This is a genomic window from Synechococcus sp. Nb3U1, assembly GCF_021533835.1.
Lineage (GTDB): Bacteria > Cyanobacteriota > Cyanobacteriia > Thermostichales > Thermostichaceae > Thermostichus.
The window spans coordinates 2,124,792-2,145,320 of record NZ_JAKFYQ010000001.1; the positions used below are offsets into that span (position 1 = coordinate 2,124,792).

At 56.3% G+C, this 20,529-nt stretch carries 18 protein-coding genes and 1 pseudogene; 7 read left to right on the forward strand and 12 right to left on the reverse strand.

All coding sequences use genetic code 11. The features are described from left to right. Nucleotides 1-14 precede the first annotated feature (14 nt). The 5 genes from phnC to L1047_RS10130 form a co-directional block, all read right to left on the reverse strand. Complete coding sequence (gene phnC / locus L1047_RS10110) at nucleotides 15-818, reverse strand: phosphonate ABC transporter ATP-binding protein (RefSeq protein ID WP_235278731.1); 804 nt, start codon at nucleotides 816-818, stop codon at nucleotides 15-17. Between the two features lie 130 nt (nucleotides 819-948). Continuing rightward, nucleotides 949-1,926: a phosphate/phosphite/phosphonate ABC transporter substrate-binding protein gene (gene phnD / locus L1047_RS10115; RefSeq protein WP_235278732.1), complete on the reverse strand. Its 978-nt coding sequence runs from the start codon at nucleotides 1,924-1,926 to the stop codon at nucleotides 949-951. Nucleotides 1,927-2,372: 446 nt separating this feature from the next. Then, nucleotides 2,373-3,614, reverse strand: a complete 1,242-nt coding sequence (locus tag L1047_RS10120; protein WP_235278733.1) for an ABC transporter substrate-binding protein — start codon at nucleotides 3,612-3,614, stop codon at nucleotides 2,373-2,375. A gap of 142 nt (nucleotides 3,615-3,756) precedes the next feature. Further along, complete coding sequence (locus tag L1047_RS10125; protein ID WP_235278734.1) at nucleotides 3,757-5,760, reverse strand: transporter substrate-binding protein; 2,004 nt, start codon at nucleotides 5,758-5,760, stop codon at nucleotides 3,757-3,759. Nucleotides 5,761-5,844: 84 nt separating this feature from the next. Then, nucleotides 5,845-6,414: a photosystem I assembly protein Ycf4 gene (locus L1047_RS10130; protein WP_235278735.1), complete on the reverse strand. Its 570-nt coding sequence runs from the start codon at nucleotides 6,412-6,414 to the stop codon at nucleotides 5,845-5,847. Nucleotides 6,415-6,631: 217 nt separating this feature from the next. On the opposite strand from L1047_RS10130, the gene L1047_RS10135 reads away from it, so the two are divergent. Next, complete coding sequence (locus L1047_RS10135) at nucleotides 6,632-7,594, forward strand: S1C family serine protease (RefSeq protein ID WP_235278736.1); 963 nt, start codon at nucleotides 6,632-6,634, stop codon at nucleotides 7,592-7,594. A 43-nt stretch (nucleotides 7,595-7,637) separates the two neighbouring features. Here the strand turns inward: L1047_RS10135 and L1047_RS10140 are convergent, their stop codons facing one another. The 5 genes from L1047_RS10140 to L1047_RS10160 form a co-directional block, all read right to left on the reverse strand. After that, nucleotides 7,638-8,795, reverse strand: coding sequence for an S-layer homology domain-containing protein (locus L1047_RS10140; protein ID WP_235278737.1), 1,158 nt, complete (start codon nucleotides 8,793-8,795; stop codon nucleotides 7,638-7,640). A 13-nt stretch (nucleotides 8,796-8,808) separates the two neighbouring features. Continuing rightward, nucleotides 8,809-9,120: a DUF3181 family protein gene (locus tag L1047_RS10145; RefSeq protein WP_235278738.1), complete on the reverse strand. Its 312-nt coding sequence runs from the start codon at nucleotides 9,118-9,120 to the stop codon at nucleotides 8,809-8,811. Between the two features lie 61 nt (nucleotides 9,121-9,181). Beyond that, entirely contained in the window at nucleotides 9,182-9,904 is a 723-nt protein-coding gene (locus L1047_RS10150; RefSeq protein WP_235278739.1) for a hypothetical protein, read from the reverse strand. Nucleotides 9,905-9,924: 20 nt separating this feature from the next. Beyond that, nucleotides 9,925-10,506: an anti-sigma factor family protein gene (locus L1047_RS10155; RefSeq protein ID WP_235278740.1), complete on the reverse strand. Its 582-nt coding sequence runs from the start codon at nucleotides 10,504-10,506 to the stop codon at nucleotides 9,925-9,927. Beyond that, nucleotides 10,503-11,165, reverse strand: coding sequence for a sigma-70 family RNA polymerase sigma factor (locus L1047_RS10160; RefSeq protein WP_235278741.1), 663 nt, complete (start codon nucleotides 11,163-11,165; stop codon nucleotides 10,503-10,505). Before L1047_RS10160 ends, L1047_RS10155 begins: the two co-directional genes overlap by 4 nt. 307 nt (nucleotides 11,166-11,472) lie before the next feature. Between L1047_RS10160 and L1047_RS10165 the strand changes: the two genes are divergently transcribed. The 4 genes from L1047_RS10165 to L1047_RS10180 all read left to right on the forward strand — a co-directional run bounded on the left by L1047_RS10165 (nucleotide 11,473) and on the right by L1047_RS10180 (nucleotide 16,092). Next, complete coding sequence (locus L1047_RS10165; protein WP_235278742.1) at nucleotides 11,473-12,213, forward strand: Crp/Fnr family transcriptional regulator; 741 nt, start codon at nucleotides 11,473-11,475, stop codon at nucleotides 12,211-12,213. 31 nt (nucleotides 12,214-12,244) lie between these two features. Further along, nucleotides 12,245-12,739, forward strand: a complete 495-nt coding sequence (locus L1047_RS10170) for a DUF427 domain-containing protein (RefSeq protein WP_235278743.1) — start codon at nucleotides 12,245-12,247, stop codon at nucleotides 12,737-12,739. 302 nt (nucleotides 12,740-13,041) lie between these two features. After that, complete coding sequence (locus L1047_RS10175) at nucleotides 13,042-15,063, forward strand: SH3 domain-containing protein (RefSeq protein ID WP_235278744.1); 2,022 nt, start codon at nucleotides 13,042-13,044, stop codon at nucleotides 15,061-15,063. Between the two features lie 60 nt (nucleotides 15,064-15,123). Next, a complete protein-coding gene (locus L1047_RS10180; protein ID WP_235278745.1) occupies nucleotides 15,124-16,092 on the forward strand; it encodes an energy-coupling factor transporter transmembrane component T family protein in 969 nt (322 codons plus the stop codon). 164 nt (nucleotides 16,093-16,256) lie between these two features. Here the strand turns inward: L1047_RS10180 and tnpA are convergent. Then, nucleotides 16,257-16,652, reverse strand: a pseudogene (tnpA, locus tag L1047_RS10185) (IS200/IS605 family transposase). 33 nt (nucleotides 16,653-16,685) lie between these two features. Here tnpA and L1047_RS10190 point away from each other — a divergent pair. Both L1047_RS10190 and hemE read left to right on the forward strand, forming a co-directional pair. Beyond that, entirely contained in the window at nucleotides 16,686-17,978 is a 1,293-nt protein-coding gene (locus L1047_RS10190; protein WP_235278746.1) for an RNA-guided endonuclease InsQ/TnpB family protein, read from the forward strand. A 257-nt stretch (nucleotides 17,979-18,235) separates the two neighbouring features. Next, nucleotides 18,236-19,348, forward strand: coding sequence for a uroporphyrinogen decarboxylase (gene hemE, locus L1047_RS10195; RefSeq protein ID WP_268836319.1), 1,113 nt, complete (start codon nucleotides 18,236-18,238; stop codon nucleotides 19,346-19,348). Between the two features lie 57 nt (nucleotides 19,349-19,405). On the opposite strand, the gene L1047_RS10200 is transcribed toward hemE, so the two are convergent. Beyond that, the gene (locus L1047_RS10200; protein WP_235278747.1) at nucleotides 19,406-20,449 is read right to left on the reverse strand and encodes an aromatic ring-hydroxylating dioxygenase subunit alpha; all 1,044 of its coding nucleotides are present in this window, start codon (nucleotides 20,447-20,449) and stop codon (nucleotides 19,406-19,408) included. Nucleotides 20,450-20,529: the final 80 nt, after the last annotated feature.

A 20,529-nucleotide genomic window follows, 5' to 3' on the forward strand; every position in this document is an offset into this window, starting at 1 on the left:
CTGCAAGGGATCCTTTAGTGAGCAGCAGCAGAGACGGCCTCGCTCTCTTCAGAGTCTTGGGCGGGGCCAGAGGCATTCCAATCTTCTTCGCCGTAAATCTCGCTCAAGACACTGGGGGTAAGGCGATTGGGGGGGCCATCATACACCACCTCCCCGAAGCGTAAACCGACGATCCGCTGGGCGAACATCTGCGCCAAAGGCACATCGTGAATGTTGATGATCACCGATAGGCCCCGTTCCGTAGCCAGCTCGTTGATCAAGCGCATGATTTGGCGGGAGGTTTTGGGATCCAAGCTGGCGGTAGGCTCATCCACCAGGAGCAGCTCGGGGTTCTGCAAAAGGGCCCGCGCAATCCCCACCCGTTGCCGCTGACCGCCGGAGAGGGCATCGGCTCGCTTATCAGGAAACTCCGACAACCCCACCCGCTCCAATAGACGAAAGGCTTCATCGATGATGGCCTGAGGAAACTTGCGGAACCAGCTCTGCCAGAAATTGACGTACCCCAGTTGCCCGGAGAGAATATTTTCCATCACAGTCAGGCGTTCCACCAGGGCATATTCCTGGAAGATCATGCCGATTTTGCGTCGTGCTTGCCGTAACTCGCGCGTGTTCAAGCGGGCGAGATCGACACGGTTGAGCCAAACGCTGCCACTAGTAGGTTCCACCAAGCGGTTGATGCAACGAATCAGGGTGCTTTTCCCGGCTCCCGAAGGGCCAATTAAGGCCATCACCTGCCCATCAGGAACATCTAGGGTCACCCCTTTCAAGGCCATATCGCCTGTAGGGTAACGTTTGCTCAAGGAGTCGATACGTAGCATCTGGATAACCTACTCTAAACGGACAAGGGTTTAACGGTTACTTCCTCAGAACCCAACTTTTTGGCATCCAACAAAAAGGGATCCCTTATGGTTTTCCCTTAACACGGGATCCCTGCTCTATTCAGTTCACCTATTGGGGAGGGTCTTTCTCCTGAATCAACCGGATCACTTCCCAATCTTCCTTGTAGGTGATGGGGCCAAAAGCAGCACGGTCAAAGGCTTCTGCTAACTTGGTTCCGGTAAAGTCAAAGGTGTAGAAAGCCTCGCGGATTTTCTCTTGCAGCTTTGGATCCAAATTGTAGGCGTAGCCAAAAGGACCGCTGGGGAAGGTTGCAGATTTGTAGAGGGTGCGGAACTGATTGCACTCCACTTGTCCGGCGATGCACATGCGGTTGAGCACATCGTTGGCAATGGGGGCAGCATCGTAGTCTCCGTTGTACACACCCAAGATGGAGTTTTCGTGACCCCCGGAGAAGTTGGCCTCATAGTCCACACCATCCTTGAAGCCAGTTTCCTCCTCAATCAAAATGCGGGCGCTGATGTAGCCGGAGTTGGAAGAGGGCTGGGTAAAGGCAATGCGGCGGCCTTTGATGTCTTCTAGCTTTTCTAGGCCGCTGTCGATGCGGGTGATCACTTCCATTTCATAGCCAAAGCTGCCGTCTTCCTTGGCAAAAATGGCGAAGGGCACATAGCCCGCTTGGTTCACAGCACGAGGGGTGCAGCCGGTGCAGGTGCCCATGATGTGTAACCGTCCGGCCCGCAGCGCTTCTGTTTGAGCCGCTTCAGAGTCGACAGGCACGAATTGGACGTCTCTGCCAGTCACCTCTTTGAGGTAGTCGGTGAATTCTTGCCAGGTTTCGGAGTAAACCGCTGGATCTTCAGAGGAGGTGTAGGAGATTAGCAAGGTATCAGGGTTAACAATTTGAGCCGGATCCGTTGGCGTATCTGCCACTAGGTCGCCATCAGCATCGCAGTACCGTTCATCCATGCCCACCGGACGAGGGCAAGATTGCGCTTGAGCCGCTTGATAACCCACCATTGTCATGGCTACTGCAGCAAGAGCAAGACCCTTAGACAGCAGACGAGTTACAGAGTGATAGGCCAACATTGCAAAGATCTCCTGGTTGGGGTGAATTTGAGGCTAGAAGGAGCCGAGCTTAATAATTAATAAAGTAGGTGAAGTGCCGTTCATTCAAAAACATCAAGTTATCCCAGGCTCAATTCAGCACTAGCTCTTATCGCTAAAACCCAATGGCTCCACAGGACTCAGAACGCTTAATAAAGCTTAATAACACAGTAACACTATCTGCTGGAGCCTAAGCTAAGAGGGGTTTAATGAAGGGTTAAGGATAGATTATTGGGTGCAGAGATCCGTCATCTTTATCTTCGAGCTTCCCAAAGTACTTAAGGGATCCCATCCTCAGGAAAAGCTCCTGCTGGCGGCTGAACAACCTTTTCTGACTTCACGTAGGTTCTTTTATGGAGCAAGAGTTAGCTTGAATTTACTATATTAGATAGCACTGGAAAAGGCTGTAAGGACAGATTGAAATCCCTTTAACGACCGCCAATCACACCAATATAATTGGTCACCCACTCGTAGTAGGGCACACAGTCCATGCGGCCATCGCCACAGTCGGCCACGGGGGTTTTCCAAAAAGAGATGCGCTCGAAATTATCGATGCCATTGGTTTGGCAGCCTTCTGGCCCCAGTAGCTCGCTGGCTTGACAAGCGGCAGGCACCACCGGCACTGAACCGAACCAAGCCGCCAGATCTCCTTGTACTTTCGGGTTCAAGGAATGTTCCATCCATAGGTAGGCGCAGTTGGGGTGTTTGGCGGTGGCACTGAGCATGGTGGTATCCGACCAGCCGGTGGCCCCTTCCTCCGGCACAACGCTGGCGATGGGTTGTCCTTCGTACTGCAACAGGTTCACTTGGAAGGGCCAGGAGCCAGAGGCCACCACCCCTTCGTTGACAAAGTCATCCACCTGCACCGCCGCATCGTGCCAGTAGCGACCAATCAGCTGCCGTTGCTGACGCAACAGATCCAGAGCCGCATCAAACTGTTCACGGATGAGCTCGTAGGGATCCGTAATGCCCAGTTCCGGTCGGTGGGCCTTCAGGTACAGAGCAGCATCAGCAATGTAGATGGGGCCATCGTAGGCTTGGATGCGGCCCTTGTTGGATTTGCCATCCGCCAGGGTTTTCTCTTCAAACACCACATCCCAACTGGTGGGTGGCTCCCGGAAGGCTTGGGTGTTGTACATCAATACATTGGATCCCCATTGGTAGGGGACACCGTAGTGTTTGCCCTCCACGGTATGCCAGGGGGCATCCTGCAGGCGCGGGTCGATGGTGTCCCAACTGGGGATGAGGCGTGGGTTAATTTGCTGTACCCGTTCCCCCTTGATCAGGCGCAGGGTGGCATCGCCAGAAGCGGTCACCAGATCAAAGCCTCCCTCGTTCATCAGAGCCACCATCTCATCGGAGGTCGCCGCCACCTTGACGCTGACTTTGCAGCCGGTCTCTTTTTCAAAGCCGGTCACCCAGTCGTAGGCGGGATCCGTTTCACCCCGTTCAATGTAGCCCGCCCAAGCCACGATCGAGACTGCCCCCTCCGGACGGCCCAAGCGATAGAGAGGCCCACGGGCTGCATGAGCAGAATGGGGGGTGAGCAACACGGCCAGCAGAGCCAAGCCCAGCGAGAGCAACAGGGTCAGCCCTAGCCGTATCCACAGGCGAAGTGGCACTGAGAAGATGGCGCGCAGAGGAGTGAAGGGTTTCAGGTTAGCGATCACAGGCTTCTCCCAGGCAACAACCGTGCTGGTTCAAGGGTAGATCATTCTTCTGGGGGGATACCGCTACTCTGAAAACAATATTCAATTTCCGGCAGGATTTTCCCCACGGGGATCCCTGTAGGACTGAGCAGTGGAACGCCCTTCAACGCTGCTTCAGTACCAATAGAGTTAGATCATCGTACAAGGTTTGGGAGCCGATAAATTGCCGCACTTCCTTGACGATGGATTGGCGAATTTGGCTAGCGCTCTGGTGCCAATGGCAGCTAATCGCCTGACAGAGCCGGTTTAGGCCAAAGTGCTCTCCGGCTTCGTTCTCAGCTTCGGTCACACCATCGGTGTAAAGTACCACTCCATCTCCTGGTTCCAGGAAAAATTCGTGCTGGTTCACAAAGGAGCTGATATCGGCCTCCAACCCAATGGGGAAGCCTAGGTCGATGGTATCCACTCGCTGGATTTGCCCATTGGCGCGTACTAGGATTAACTCCTCGTGTTGGCCGCTCAGTTTAAGCTGGCCAGAGTGGTAGTCTAGCAGCGACAGGCTGAGGTTCTTGTCGGTGCGCATCCGTTGCACATTCTCGTAAATCACCTGATTCAGGATCGATAAAAAGCGTTTGCTGTCGGTTTCCCCATTAGCCAGTAGGGTGCGCACGGCCATCTGCACCATGATCATTAACACGCCACTTTCCAAACCGTGCCCGGTCACATCGCCGATGCCGATTTTGACGCAACCATTTTGACGCAAAACATCGTAGTAATCCCCCCCTACCTCTGTCGCCGGTTCCATAAACCCGGCAATGTCAAGCTCCGGGATCCCTTGCAATTCCTCCTCTTTGGGCAGGATCATCTGCTGCAGACGGCGGGTGATCTCCACTTCGGTACTGAGGCGCAAGTTCTCCACTTGCAGAGCTTGGTTCAGCTGTGAGATCTCGCGGTTGGCATCTGCTAGAGCCTTTTGCGAACGCTTCAGTTCCTCGGTTTTTTGGTTGAGCAGCCACTGGTCGTGAATGGCTTGCGGCACCGACTGGAGCAAATCCATCACCACTGCAGATGTGCCAAAGCCCGCCTGCTCTACCCCCAGCCAAGGCAAGGGATCCACCAGCTCAGGGCTGCTGGCTAGGATGTCAAATTGCAGATCCGGGCGGATTTGGCCAATGTGATAGTCACGGCAAACGTGATGGTTGGGGGCAATCCGCCACAGACCCGCGGGGGTTTCCCTCTCTTGTCCAATCGCTGTCTGGCGCACCGCTTCTACTTCCAGAGATTGAGCCGCTTGGGCAGATTGCCACCACAGATACACCTGCGTATAGGCGGCAGCCATCGGATCGTTGATAACGCGATGACGACCATACCGTCGCCGGAACCGGCTTAAAAAGGTTTGGTTGGCGGGGGTTTGTAGATTTTGAAAATGGCCCCAACAGGCGTAGTGCCCCACTGCTGCTGAGCCAATGTGCAGCAGCTCCACCTCGGAAATGCTCATCGCCATCACTGGCAGTTGGCTGGCCGGGATCCCAGCTTCCGCCAAGGCGTGGTAAAACCCAAGGTTGCTGTCTCCGTTCAGGGTACTGAAGATGGCATCCGGGGCTGCCTGTCGAAGAGCTTGCAACACACTCCCAAAGTGTCGGGATCCGAGAGGGACATAGCATTCCCCCGCCAACTGGCCGCCCCAATGGTGCAACTGCCCCTTCAGATAGGTATGGGCAACCCGCGGAAACACATAATCGGATCCCACCAAAAAGATGCGGCAATGTCCCTGCTGCAATAGCCAACGCAAGGCTGGCTCCACCTGCTGATTCAGACAAGCCCCGGTGTAAAACACCTGCCGCGACTGCTCCATGCCCTCGTACTGCACGGGATACCACAACAGGGCATCCGCCGCCTCGAAGACGGGCAACACCGCTTTCCGACTGAGGGAGGTCCAGCAACCAAATACCGTCGCCACCTGCGGGATCAGATACTCAGCCGCCGATAAAAAGCGCTCTGGATCCGAAGCGCCGTCTTCGATGATGGGTTCGATCTCGGAGCCGAGCAGGCCCCCCTGTTGATTAATCTCATCAATGGCCAACAGAGCTGCATCCACCAAAGGGGCTTCGCTGATGGCCATGGTGCCACTGAGGGAATGCAGGATCCCGACTTGGATGGTGGACATACCCCTCTCTCTGCAAGGCATAACTCACGGCTCAGACAAAAGCCTGTAAGCTAATATACTGGCATTACGGAGGATCAGATGTTTTCAGATGCCTTCTAAGTTGACATTGAGAAAGCGGGCAATCTCTGCTGCTTGGTTTTCGATCTCGGCTAAGGGGGGTGGCTGACCCACTCCGGTGAGGGGAATATCGCCGCGCCCTTTCACCCGCAAATAGATGGCCCGGCGGGGGTTCAGCCCTTCTCTGAGTTCCACCCGCAGGCTCTGCACATCGGCAAAATCATACTCAAGGCGCACCTCGCGGTTTTTGCCCGGAAAGCCCTGCCGCACCAAGGTCACCTTTTGGGCCTGGCGGTCGAATTCGTTATAGCCGCCCCCCAAATTCCAGTACAAACTCAGCCATTGGTACAGCCCCGTCAGGGATCCGATCACCCCATAAAAGAGCATGGCAATGCCCTGAGGAATGAACACCAAGGCCGCCGGATCCGAAAAAGGCAGCAGATTTTGGTGCCAATAGCTCGAAAGGCCCGCCAAGGTAAAGCCCAAACCGCCCCCTGTCAGCGCCACCGCCCAAAAGTAAACGCTGGCCCGCCGCGATCCGATCACGGTGTAGCGCAACCTATCGGCAGAACGAATTTCGGGAACAGTTGTGGACACGGGCAGGATCCCTACAGCTTTCCGGTTTTGTTTTTTCATCTTAAGCCGCAGTGGCTCTCCCCCGCAGAATTACGCCAAGCCCTAGCCCAACCTGCGCCAAGCCGACAGCCAAGACAGCTTCATGAGGCTCCTAAAGGGGCATTCCGTCTGCCAAGCTGGAAAAAAGGCTTCCGTCCATTCCTTCCTCATCCCCTTCCTCATCCGTGTAACCATGAGCATGAGCGTTCTTTCCCAACCAGGTTCTCCTCGTCTTTCTCGCTGGTTTTCGCTGGGCTTGCTCACTCTCGGCCTGCTAGGGCTACGGGTCCATGCCAACCCGGTCGAAGTATTGCCCACCCAATTTAACCGCGAAGAACAGGCCAGCATCGATGTTTACCAGGCGGCTAGCCCGGCAGTGGTGACCATTGGCAATGGTCGCGGTACGGGATCTGGCACGTTTATCCGCCCTGAGGGGTTGATCCTCACCAATGAGCATGTGGTCAGGGGATCCCGCAACGGACAGGTGCAGGTGCGTACAGCGGCGGGTAGCACCTACATCGGTGATGTGATCGCGGTGGATCGGCCCAATGACTTGGCTCTGGTGCGCCTGAGGGATACAGGCGGCGCTACCTTCCCGACGGTGCCCTTGGCTTCCGAGTCGGGCATTCGGGTTGGCCAGCAAGTGTATGCCATCGGCAGCCCCTTTGGCCTTTCCGGCACCCTCACTACCGGCATTCTTAGCCGCATTGCTCCCAATGGAGATCTGCAAACGGATGCCGCCATTAACCCCGGCAACTCCGGCGGCCCTTTGCTCAATTCCCGCGGAGAATTGATCGGCGTCAACAAAGCCATCCTCTCCTCTGGGCGCGGTAATCTGGGCATTGGCTTTGCCACTAGCGCCACCGTCGCCCAAGCCTTCATCGCCCAAAACCTGAATAATGCCCCTCTGGTGGCCAGCAATCCAACTGGGCCACGCTTGGGGGTGGCGGTAGATCCGCAAACACTGGTGATTCAAGAGGTGCAAGCAGGATCCCTGGCAAGCCGCATCGGCCTACAACCGGGGGATCGCCTGGTGGGGCTGAATGGGCGTCGCTTGGTCAACTTGGAACAACTGCTGGATTATCTGGATACTCGGCCTCAATCGGCGCGGCTGACCATCGGGCGTGGACGGCAACTGGCGGAGATCCCAGTGCGATTTTGAGGGATTTTGAGGGAAGTGGCTCTTCTGTCTGAATCTGAATCCCTTAGGGTTGGGGTTCTGTTGGGGTGACAAATTCCCCAGGGGCCACATCAGGAGGACTGGGGGAAGTCGGCTCAGCAGCTTCAGTAGGCTCTGGGGAGGGTTCACTCTCGGGCGTGGGATCCGGGCTGGGTTCCGGTTCGGGAGAAGCTGTCTGTTCCAGCTCTGGGGTAGGGGGGGAGGGCTCAGATTTGGGTTCTGACTCTGGGGTTGGGTCTGGCAGTGGGAGGAGCTGCGATAGGGCTTCTTGAGCGGTTCGTTCCCCGAAAGCCGATAGAGCGATGGCCGCTTCTCCCCGGCTGACCGGCTCAAAGGGGTTAAAGGTACGGATTGGGCCAAAGGTGCGCAACACTGTCGAGGCATTGTTCTGGCGGCGATCCGCCACTAAAGGGGCGATCGCTTCCGGGGGCACCTGCGCCGCATCCGTAAAACCCCACCCTTCTTCCAATTCCGGTAGGGATCCCTTCACTTGGCCAGGGGGCAGATCCAGCGGTACCTTCATGCGGATCAACTCGGCCCGAGACAGCAGGCTGTTGGGGCGAAACTCCTGATGGGCATCGCCGTCGATTAACCCAGCCGCTCCTAGGGCTTGAATGTAGCGAAAATGGGGATCCTCTTCCGGCACGTCCAAAAAGATCGGGCGCTCTGATGCTGAGCCCAGACGAATTTGACGGCTCGGCTCATCGGCATAAATGGCATTGTTGGCCAGCACCAACCAACGGGCAAATTCTCCGCGACGGATACTGCGCTGAGGCTGAAATTCGTCGCCCGTCAGATCTGCAAACACCCCCAACTGATCCAACAGGTTTACGGAACGGGCCACCAGGGATCCCGTCTCCAGATCGACAAAGCGACCGCTGCCTTCAATCGGGGGAGATGGGGCAATGGGGATCCTGGGAGCAACCGGAGCGGGGACAGAGGTTGGGCTGGATCCCGGTGAGAGTTGGGGTCGGGGAGTAGCTGGAGTTTCTGTTGACCTCACATCTGCACGCACATCAGTTGAAAGGGCCGGTGAACCCACAGGCTGCACCCATCGTCCCAGCTGATCCCCCCACTCAGTTCCCTGACAGGCCGACACCCCAAAAAGCAGCCAGACAACTCCACTCAGCTTGAGGCAGGCGGACAATCCAGTTGGATAAGACCTAGGCTGATGATGCGACACGGTTCCTCCCCAGTTAGGCCCATTTGCGACTAAAGTCTTCCAGCACATCCAGCAGATTCAGTAAGCTCTGCATCGGCAGCAGATCCGCTAGGGGCAATTCTTTGCGTCCACCCCCCAGCTTGACCGGGATCCCTTGCAATACCTGGGTCACGGCTGCCTCATCCACCTTGCCGGTCATCACTTGTGGAGCCAGCTGTTCTGCCAAGAGGGTGTGCAGATGGGCATCCCGCAGGTAGAGGTGCCAGCGGGCCACATCGATATAGACTTCCGCACCAATGGTGGCCGCCAACTGTTCAAGTTCTGCATTGCTGGGCATTGTGACCATAGCTCAGCTCCGTCGTTTCTGCTCATATTCAATTTGCCCACAGTCACAGCATAGCCTGGGGCTAAGGGGGGCTGGTGGCAGAGCGGCTCGGCAAAGGAAGGGCAAAGTTGTCTTGGAGCTGCCGCAACATCAGCAGGTGTTCCAGCGCCAGGCGATCCCGTTCGGTGCGCAATTCGCTCAGTTGGGCTTGGATCTGGCGAATATCGGCTTCGGCAGAGCCCCAGTCTTGCAAGAGGCGGTAGAGGCGCTCCTGTTTGTCAGCAATTTGCGCGTTCAGGCGGGCTAAGCGTTGGCTGAAGTCTACATCCATGTGTTCTGCCAAGTCGGGATCGGGCAGCAGGGCCAAGCGCTCCAGATGAATACCAAGATCTGCCAACGTCGGAGGAGGGGGATCCATCTTTTCTAGGAGCGGGAAGCGGGAGAATGGAAACAACTCCGCTTCAGCACTGGGTAGCACAGGCCGCCACCGCTCTGGGGTAGGAGATTGCAGGCGAACCATGGGGGTGGTGAGGCGGGGTAAGCGACCCGGAAAGGGAGACCTATTTGGAGTAGGGGTGGATCCCAACCCTGGTTCCTGAGCCTCTGGAGATGCTTCCAATTCCTCTTCCGATTCCTCTAAAGAAGAGAGCGAATGGGGCCGAGATGGGCTTGCTTCAGAAGCAGGGCTCCCATGGGTTGGCGTGCGAGTGTTGGAGTTGATCTGGGCCTGTACAGCCCCAGCACCAAGGCTGCACAGACAGAGACAAACCCCCAGGCTCCAAGCCCAGCGAACACGTCTTTCCACACCACCTTCCTGGGTCATCCTCAAGGCACCTCAGCTCCACCTGTGGAGGCCACTTCAAACAAAATTGAGTAGGCGTCCTGCTTTTGCCCCGGCTCGAAGAGGTAGCGTTGCGCCACACGGGCAGAAGCCGGCACAATCGCCACCCGTACCGGCGGTTCCTCCAGCGATACCAACGGCTGCAGATGGTACCAGCGCCAGCCCGCCCAGCCCGCTCCCGTCAATACCAGTAAGGCTGCCGCCACCTGGCCCCAGGGGTTATGACGCCGCCGCTGCCGGGATCCCCAGCCCAGATGAGCCACCGGAGCCTGATCCAGTTCATCGAAAACACGGCTGATCAGCAACTCCGTTTGGGTACTGTCCATCGTCGGAACTTCCAGGTTGGCCAACCCCGCCTGCAAGGCAGCCAGCTGGCTATATAATTGCCGCCCCTGGGCATCGGTGGCCAGCCAATCCTCCACCTGTCGAGCCTCTTGGGTAGACAATTCCCCATCTAGATAAGCGCTCAGCTGCTCAAAGCGTTTGTCCACCACCGGCAATTCTTGCAGCGGGTCAATCGGGGGATCCCCGCGGTCGGGGTTAAGGTTGCCACGAAACATGCTCATTCACCCTCCAAATAAGATTTCAGGGTGGATTGCAAACGGGCCCGGGCCCGCGCAATACGGGATTTAACCGTGCCCAAAGACACACCTGTAATTTCGGCTATTTCTTCGTAGGCCATACCTTGAATTTCCCGCAACAGAATGGTTTGGCGAAAGGCTGGCGGCAGGTCTCGGACAGCCTGATGCAATTGCTCGTAAAACTCGCAGGTGGTGAGGTGGTCGTGGGGGCTAGGACTCTCGCTGGGCAGTTCCCATTCCATCTGGCTATCCCGCCTTTGGATTGGGGCATCCAAAGAAAGAGGCTGCTGCTGCCGCTTGCGCTTGCGCAGCTCGTCATAAAAAAGGTTGGTGGCAATCCGACCCAGCCAACTGCGAAACTTGGCCGGCTCCTGTAGCCGCTTCAAGTGGCGGTAGGCACGGATCCACACTTCTTGAGCCAGATCATGCCGGTCATGCCAGTCGGGGGCAAGATGACAGAGCACCTTATCCACATGGGCTTGATGACGACGCATCAGCTCAGCAAAGGCCTCGCGGTGGGGTTGGGATCCCTGCTGGCAAAGCAGCACCAGATCCAAATCAGCGAGCTTTTCGGGCCGCACAGGCACACTCGTCACCAAAACCGACCAGGGCTGGCAGCTGATTTCGCTGAGGGCAGCATTCATAGGCATCCATGGAGTGAGAAGCAAAAACGGAGGGATCCCCTCCTAGGCAGAACCTCTGTTTCCTGGACGAACTGGCAGAGACGGAGTTCCCCCCCTCATTCCAGAACCTACCCCCCAGGGCAGGTGCAGGAGCAATGGCTACAGAACCGTACTGACAAGACCACATGGACAAGAGCATTCCCTCCCGGATCTTGGCGCAAACTGCGAGGCTGTGGGCTGACCCACTGAGAGCACCTTTGCAGGATAGCCCTTGGCCCCATGACTGGGCTACAGTGGGCTTGCTCTGTGTCTGAAAGCCCGACACCGCATGACTTCTGATTTTCCTCCCCCTGATTCTCTGGCTGCTGTTCTTTCAGAGCTAAGAGCAGCACCAATGTTGGCGGCGGTCTCGGCGGCCTCTTTGCAATGGCTGGGATCCCAGGTGAAGGTGCGGGAGGTCTCGGCTGGACAAGTGCTGTTCATGCAGGATGCCTGGGGCAGTGTTGTCTATCTGATTCTCTCCGGCTGGGCGAAGGTGCGGCGGGCTTTGCGGGTACGCAACGGGGAGTCGGTGCAAGATAACTCCAAAACCCTCGCTATTTTGGGGCCAGGCTCTTGGGTGGGGGAAATGGCTGTTTTGGATGAAGCCCCCCGGTCTCGGGATGTCTTGGCCCTGACGAGGGTGCGGGCCGCCGGGATTCCGGCGGCGATTTTCAGTGAATTGATGGTGCAGGAGCCGCAATTGTGTTACCAACTGGCCTGTAGCCTCTCCCGCCGCCTGCGCCTGACCAACCTGCAGGCGGATCTCAGTCAGCAAAGCCCGCCGGTACGCCTGGTGCATACGCTGGTGCAACTGGGGGAAGCCTTTGGAGAGAAAACCCCCCAGGGGGTGCGCATCTTTCACCCACCCATACAGGATTTGGCGGATATCAGCCAGGTCAGCCTGGAAGCAGCGACGGCCGTGTTGGATCGCTTGATTCAACAGGGGGTTCTCAAGGTGTTGACGAAGGAAAATGCTCTTCTGTTGGTGCAGTACGCCAAGCTGACGGAAGCCATCCGTCTGCTGTAGAGGTTTTCAGAAGAACTTTCACAAGCCTGTCATGCGCCCACAACCCATCCCTCCTCAACCCGGTCAGGAATCCGTCTGGGATTATCCTCGGCCCCCACGCCTACAACCCACCTCAGAATGGGTAGAGGTTCTCTTTAACGATCAGCTGATCGCCAAAAGCCAAAGCTGCTATCGGGTTTTGGAGACCAGTCACCCGCCGGTGTACTATATTCCTCCCGCCGATATTCAACTGCAGTATCTCCAGCCCAGCCTGCGCACCTCCTTCTGCGAGTTCAAGGGATCCGCTCGCTACTGGATCGTACAGGTCGGTTCCCAAATAGCCATCGATGCTGCCTGGAGCTACCCGGATCCCAGCCCGGCGTTTTTGCCCCTCCGCGACTATCTGGCTTTCTATCCAGACCGTATGCAAGAGTGCCGGGTGGATGGAGAACTGGTGCAGCCGCAACCGGAGGGCTTTTATGGCGGCTGGATCACCCGTAGAGTGGTGGGCCCCTTCAAGGGCGGGCCGGGCAGTTGGGGTTGGTAAGTCCGGAGTTGACCCCAATCTGTCCAGCCGGGATCCATGGTTAATCCATGGTTATGATATCGATTCGCAGGGAGGGGATCCCTTTTGCCGACGAAAAGGACTAAAGTAAATCTGATTCGAGTTAAGTTGTCCTCGACCAAGGGATCCCGCTAGGGGTGGTTCAACCCATTGAGTGCTGTTTTAGTGCTGTCCCACAGAAACAGAGTCTTGTACATCGCTATCGCGTTGCCATAGGGTGTCCTGGGGCCAAAGAAAGGGGAGGACAAGCTTCCGGTGATTCAACAGGAGAGCAGACAAAAACCATGACGGTGCGGGTGGCCCTCGACTACTATCGAGTTTTGATGCTATCGGCACGGGCAGATGAGCATCAGATTGAGCAAGCTTATCAGGAACGGATCGATCTCAAGCCGGGAGAGCGTTCTTGGTTGCTGGGGTTCTCTCCTGAGGCAGTGGGAAGCCGGGCACAGCTGATCCAGGAAGCAGCCGCTGTGTTGCTTAACCCAGAAACAAGAAGAAACTACGACGAACACCTCACCCCGGCAGATCCCACTTTGATGGTGGAAGACTCACTCCTACCTGGCGTGCTGTGTTTGCACTGCGAATCCGGGGAGTATCAAGCCGCCTTGGATTTGGCACAAGCGATGTTGGATCAAGGCCACCCTGCCCGTTCCGACGCCATTTTGTCGCGGGCCATCGGTCGGTTGGAGTTGGGTCGGGAAGCCTGGCAACAGGGATCCTACGAAGAGGCCGCCCGCTCTTTGCAAGCGGGTTTGGCAGAGCTAGAGGAGTATCAGGCTTTTCCACAAATGCAGGCGGAGATCCGGGTGGATCTGGGCAAGCTGCGCCCCTACCGCATTTTGCAACTTCTCAGCCACGAGTCCGATTCGGAAACCAGCAAGGGATCGTTAGGGGATCCGGCCTTGGTGCGGCAACAGGGCCTCACCCTCCTCAAGGCCATGTTAGATGAACGGCGAGGCATTGAGGGCACCGGCCAAGATGGTTCCGGACTCAGTACCGAAGATTTCCTGCGCTTTATCCAACGGGTGCGCCGTCAACTCACCCTCAAGGAGCAACAGGAGCTGTTTGAGCGGGAGGCAGAGCGGCCCTCCATGGTGGCGGTCTACTTGGCGGTGCAGGTGTTGCTGGCGGCAGGATACCTGGACAATCGCCCAGCTTTGGTCAGGCGGGCCCGTGGCCACCTGGCTCGGCTGGCGCAACGGCAGGATGTGCATCTGGAGCAAGCCATCTGCAGCCTGTTGCTGGGTCGCACCGAGGAAGCCCTAGAGCATCTACAATCGGCCCAAGAGGAAGAGGCGTTGCAATTTATCGAGGAGCACTCCACTGGGTCTCCTGACCAACTGCCGGGGCTGTGCCGCTTCACGGAAAAGTGGTTTGAAGTGGAAGTCTTCCCGGAATTTCGTGGTTTGGAAACGGCCCAAGCGACTCTGCAAGCTTATTTCGATAATCCGCAGGTTCAGGCTTACCTGGATGAGATGCCCAGCCGCGAGGATCCTCCGGAAGGGATCCCTGGGATGTTATCTCCCCAGTCTCCCAGCCCGCCTCAGCCCCATTTGCCCGTCATGGTTGGCTCCCGGATGACGGAACAAACGCAAGAGTTGAATCGCCCCCCAGGCACTCTGCAACGGGGAGGAACCCTGTCGCCACCCGCCATGGACACCCCCCGGATGGCGGATCTACCCGTCTATCCGGGGGCAAATGGGCTGGAAGGTAGCCCCTACTCGGATAGAAATGAGATTCCTCCGGCCCGCAACCGTGCCTCTTACGACTCGGAGGGTCACCGTCGCAACCGCTCTGGGCCCAGAAGAAACCGCAGTCGTGCTGGTGGAGGGGATCCCTATCGCCCTGCCATTCCTGCTGTGGTTCGCCTCGCAGGGGTGGTTAGCATCGGCATCATCTCTTTAATCGTGATTTGGCAGATGTTACGGGGCCTGTTCACGCCACCCCCAGCACCGCCGATTGAACAGCCGCAGGTGCAACTGGATCAACCCCCGGTTGCCATTAGCGACCCCGCCCAGCCAGAACCGACTCCTCCCCCTGAGCCAGAGTTGACCGGCCCCCTAGCCGAATGGCAGGGTGTGCAACAGGTGCGCGTCATCTCGAATGATGGCATCAACATTCGCCAGCAACCTAGCCTGACGGGAGCGATTGTCGGGGCTGCCCCCCGTCAAGCCCTGCTGCGGGTGGTGGAGGTACAGGCTGGAGAAGGACAAGTTCCCGTGTGGTTGCGCATTGAGCGGGATGGGGCTCCAGGCGGTTGGATTGCCGCACAATCGGGCACAACTCGTTTGGTGGAACGGCCCTGATGGTCTGTGGCCTAGGTTCTGCTCCTCTCTCGGGATAGATAGTACCCCTTTTCTGGTCTTGTGGATATTCTGCGCAATGCCCCGCTTGGGGTCTATCTGGAAGAACCTCGGACTTGGCTGCATCGCCTCGATCCTCGTGTCAAGCTGATCTGGCTGCTGAGTGTGTTGCTCAGCCCCATTTTGGCCAGCAATGTCTGGCGCTTAGCTGTGGTGGTTGCGCTGTTGTTGCTGACTGCTGTGGCCCGCTTGCCGCGCCGGGTCTGGTCACGCCAGCTCTCGTTGGTGCTGACCTTGAGCCTGCTCACTTTCGGGATCACCAGTTTGGCCCCGGATGGGTTGGGGGTTTCGCCGCATCCGCAACGACAGGATGTACAGGTAGTGGGCTATGGGTTGACCGGGATCCCCGATTCTGAAGTTAGTTCTGCAGTTGAAGAGGCAACCCGAGCGTGGATGGCTCAAACTCGCCAATGGCCAACTCCTTACCGCTACCGTCTGGTCCGCTTTTCTGGGTTTGGGCGCACTTTTCAGGTTTCCCGACGGTCTTTGTCGGTAGCGCTGCGACTGGGGACTTTGATGTTCACACTGCTTTATGCCACCAACTTATTTTTGCTCACCACCGCTTCTGAAGAGATTACAGAAGGAATCGGGCGACTGTTGCAGCCCTTGAAAGGTTGGGGACTACCGATCGCGGAGGTGATCCTCACCCTGACCTTGGCCCTGCGCTTCCTGCCCCTGGTGATGGAGGAGGTGCAAAACTTGGTGCGGGCAGTGCGAACTCGGGATGTGCGCTGGGGATCCCTCAGCTTCCGGGGCGGGATCCAAACTTTGCTGGCCTTGGTGGAACGGTTTTTTGAAAATCTGCTTTTGCGGGCTGAACAAACGGCTACAGCAATGCAGGCACGAGGCTTAACAGGCCCGGATCACCCGCTGCGCTGGCATCCCCTGCAACTGCGACGACTGGATCGCTGGATGCTGGTTCTACTACCACTGTTTTGGCTGGTACGGATAGCGGGCTTCAGCCAGGTTTAGCTTGATTGGCGGGTAGACCGCAGGTCGTTCCTAGCCCCGCACTGTACCTTCAGGTCAGTGTCGGGATGAAAGCCGTGCTTGTTGAGTGTGGCAATGCTTACAGCAGGCTATGCCAACGATGCCGCACTCAACAAGCCCTACCCAACGAATCAGTCTGGGGCATCTTAGTTTTCGATGTACTTTTTCAAGACTGAAACTGTCACGCCCCCACAGGATGCGATGAAGTACGATTCATTCTAAAGAACATTCTTCCAATACACTTTATCAACTTCTTCCGGGAACTCACTGCAAATCTTACGACTGGTTAGAGACTTCAAATTACCGATGAACTTTGGAAGTTCTGTTTGTGGGAGGTACTGAAGCAACAAATGGATATGATTTTCTTTCCCATTGAACTCAATCAACTTGCACTGCCACTTTTGGCACAGGTCATTCATGAGTTCTCCCATGCGAGTCAGCATTTCCCCCGTCAGTACCTTACGTCTGTACTTGGTTGTTAACACCAAATGAGCTTTCAGGTCGGACATGGCTCTACCACTTGAAACAAAATCGTTGTGTATATCACTGTTTTTTGTTTATGCTACACTCAATCTATGAGAATTGCCTATCAATACAAGCTACTGCCATCCACTTTGCAACTTGTCACGATGAATCGTTGGCTTGATATGCTTCGGCAGCAGTACAACTGGATGCTGGCAGATTGGTTTGATTGGTGGGAAATGAATCGCTGTCTTGTCAATGCTTGCCCCCTGGTTTGCAACATCGCTGAACCCAGAGAAAAGCCTGAATACTACGGACAGAAACGCTCTCTGGTAAGGCTGAAGCGGGATAGACCCTGGTACAAAGAGATTCATTCTCAAGTGCTACAAGATATGGTGAAGCGGGTCAAACTCGCTTTTGCCCGTTACCTGAAAGGGGACTGCAACGGCAAAAGATCGGGCAAGCTTCGGTTTAAGGGTGTAAATCGGTATCGTTCGTTCACCTACCCTCAAGCTTCGATTGACTGGATTGATAGCAACAAAATCGAACTGCCCAAAATTGGAGCAGTGAAAGTCGTTTGGCATCGTCCATTACCTCCAGGGTTTGAGGTCAAAAGCGCAATTCTGAGTCGGAAAGCTGACGGCTGGTATATCACGCTGTCATTGCAGGATGATTCGGTTCCTGAACAAACGATTGACGTTGTCCCAAATTGGGATAACTCCATTGGCTTGGATATGGGGCTAGAGCATTTTGTGGCAGATTCAGAGGGTGAATTGATTGACTATCCTCGTTTCCTGAGGCAGGCAAAATCCAAGCTTGCCAAGTTGCAGCAAAAGTGTGATGCTCGCCCCAAAGGCAGCGTCGCCCGAAAGAAGCTGAGTCAAAGGATTGCACGACTGCATCAGAAAATTGCAAGACAGCGATATCAGTTTCACTGCGAGACGGCGAATCAGTTGCTTATCAAAGCTGATGTGGTCTTTGTTGAAGACTTTAACCTCAGCAATATGACGAAGCGGTGCAAACCAAAGCAGGACGAAAATGGAACGTTTCTACCCAATGGACAAGCGGCAAAAGCAGGACTGAACAAGTCTTTCGCTGATGCTGGAATCAGTCAGTTCGTGAACCAAATCCTACCTTTCAAAGCTGAAAAAGCTGGAAAGAGAAGGATTAAGGTTAATCCGACTGGCACAAGCCAGCATTGCTGTGTTTGCCTGAACCGTGTCCCGAAAGAGTTGTCGGACAGGTGGCACTCCTGCCCAGAATGCAAAGCAGAAATGCCACGCGATACAAATTCTGGGGTGCTGATCAAAAAAGTGGGGTTGGGACTCGCCTCACTCAAAAAAGCTCAAAGGGCTACGGCTCGGAAAGAAGCCCGCGCTCTATGCGTTGGCACAAGCCTGCCCTAGGCACAGCATGAGCGTCGGGAGTAGTTCACCTTTGTGGCGAATGCCTGGAAAAGATTGTGGCTCGATTTCGGGGGGGATCGTTGGCACAGCCTGCTGTCGGCATGGTTGCTACGCAACGGGGCGAGACTGCTGCTTCAAAAGCTGTAACAGCAGATTGCAACCCATGAAGAAACCGCAGGGATCCCCCGCCGAAGCCTTGCGACTGTTGCCGCCACAATGTCACGATTCGTAAGGCCCTTTACTCGGATTGCCCTTCCATGTCGCACTCACCCGTTATGCCCAGCCCCACCCTTTCTACGGCCAGCGATGGCGACGGACTAGGAGCCAGTCCGCAGAGTCGTTTGCTGCGGGCAGCTCGGGGAGAAGTGTTGGATCGCCCTCCGGTGTGGATGATGCGGCAGGCGGGTCGCTACATGGCCGTTTATCGGGAGTTGCAGAGCAAATACACCTTTAAGCAGCGCTGTGAGATCCCAGAGCTGGCCATTGAGATCTCGTTGCAACCGTTTCGAGCTTTTGCCCCCGATGGGGTGATCATGTTCAGCGATATCCTCACCCCCCTCGAAGGGATGGGGATCCCGTTCGAATTGGTGGAGCACCAAGGGCCGGTGATTGACCCGCCCATTCGCTCACAAGCACAAATTGACCAGATTCGGGTGTTGGAGCCGGAGGAAAGCCTGCCCTTCATCAAAACCATTTTGAAGACGCTACGGCAAGAGGTCGAAGGGAAAGCCACCCTGTTGGGGTTTGTCGGATCCCCGTGGACGCTGGCCTGCTATGCCGTCGAGGGGCGCAGCTCCAAAGATTACGCCCATATCAAGAGCTTGGCCTTTACGCAGCCGGAGCTGTTGCATCAACTGCTCAGCAAGCTGGCGGATAGCATTGCCCGTTACGTTGTTTACCAGATCGAGTGCGGCGCGCAGGTGGTGCAGTTGTTCGATACCTGGGCCGGGCAACTCAGCCCCGTCGACTACGAGCGTTGGGCTTTGCCTTACCAGAAGCAAATTGTGGATCACGTGAAAGCCCTATATCCGCAGGTGCCGCTGGTGCTCTACATCAATGGCAGTGCTGCGTTGCTAGAACGGGTGGGTCGAGCTGGGATCGACATTTTCAGCCTTGACTGGATGAGCGATATGGCCGAGGCACGGGCCCGCTTGGGATCCCTGGCCGTACAGGGTAATCTTGACCCGATGGTGTTGCTGGGATCCCCGCAGTTGATTCGCCAACGGACTCTAGAGGTCATTCAAAAAGCTGGCCCTCAGGGCCACATTATGAACCTCGGCCATGGCATTCACCAAACCACCCCAGAAGCCAGTGTGCATCATTTCTTCGAAACGGTGCGCCACTCGCCAGAGCTGTTGAAAGCCCTTTGATTGCTAGGTTTTGAATTGCTGTACTGGTCCAACTGTACTGATCCAAGATGCTTGCCCTTAGGCTTTGCGCCTTTGCTCCGTCTCTCCGTGGGCCTTGAGTAGGGCAGCCAATTTGCGCCGCATCAGGATCCCGGGCTTATCGGCAGCCAGATGTTGTTCGGCTTCGATACTGAGGGGGGTATCCCAATCGGTGGTTTGCAGGATGGCCTCGTCTTCTTGAACCACCATGCGGTTGAACTCGATGATCCCTGCGGCAGGAATATCTTCTTCGCGGTCGCTGCGAATCCAGAAATGCACCAACTGAGACTCGCGGTCGTTGATGGGGGTAGCCGCCATAAACAGCACCGCAATTAACCCATTGGGATAGGTAATGCGGCCTCGATGCACAAACGGCATAAACCAGGTGGCATCGGTATAACGAACGGTTTTCTCCTCGAAAATGCCCAGATTTTTCTGTTGTAAGGGTGGGTTGGTGGCGGGTATGGCGGTGCGGGCCCGTAAACCCCATTCCAGCTCTTCTAGCTCCATCTGGGGTGGGATGGGGTTGCTGGTGTCTCCGAAGGTTTGGGTGTGGACGATGCTGAAGTGGGCGTTGTCCAAGAGATTTTCCATCATGCGTAGGCCGCTGCACGGAAAACGTTGGTAGAAGTGGTGGATCACCCGAAACCTGGGATCCTCGGCTTCAGGAAAATCTGGAATCGGCTGCAAAGGTTGATCATGCAGGCACACCCAAACGTAGTCGTAGCGAATTTGGGCTTGGAAGGCTTTCACTCTATAGCTGCCCGGGATCCGCTCGTCCGTTCGCAACTGAGGCACCTGGACACAGGCCCCTGAGCCATCGAATTGCCAACCGTGATAGGGGCACTGAATCGTCCCTTCCACCACACAGCCTTTAGAGAGTTGCGCCGTGCGGTGGCAACAGCGATCCTCCACTGCAGCAGGGGTTCCCGCCTGATCCAACCAGAGCACAATGCGCTGCCCCAGCAACTCAAAGGGTTGTGGCCGCGAGGGCTGACCCCCAGTCTGCCCCTTTTGGAAGTGGCTCACTGGGATGACGGGATACCAAAATCGCTTCAGGACAGGTTGTTGGGTGACCAGCATCGCATCAAATCAGCCAAGGTTATGGGGAAAAGTAGCCGATTCTTTCAACCACAGTAGTTGTGCTTGCTACTGTTGCATCC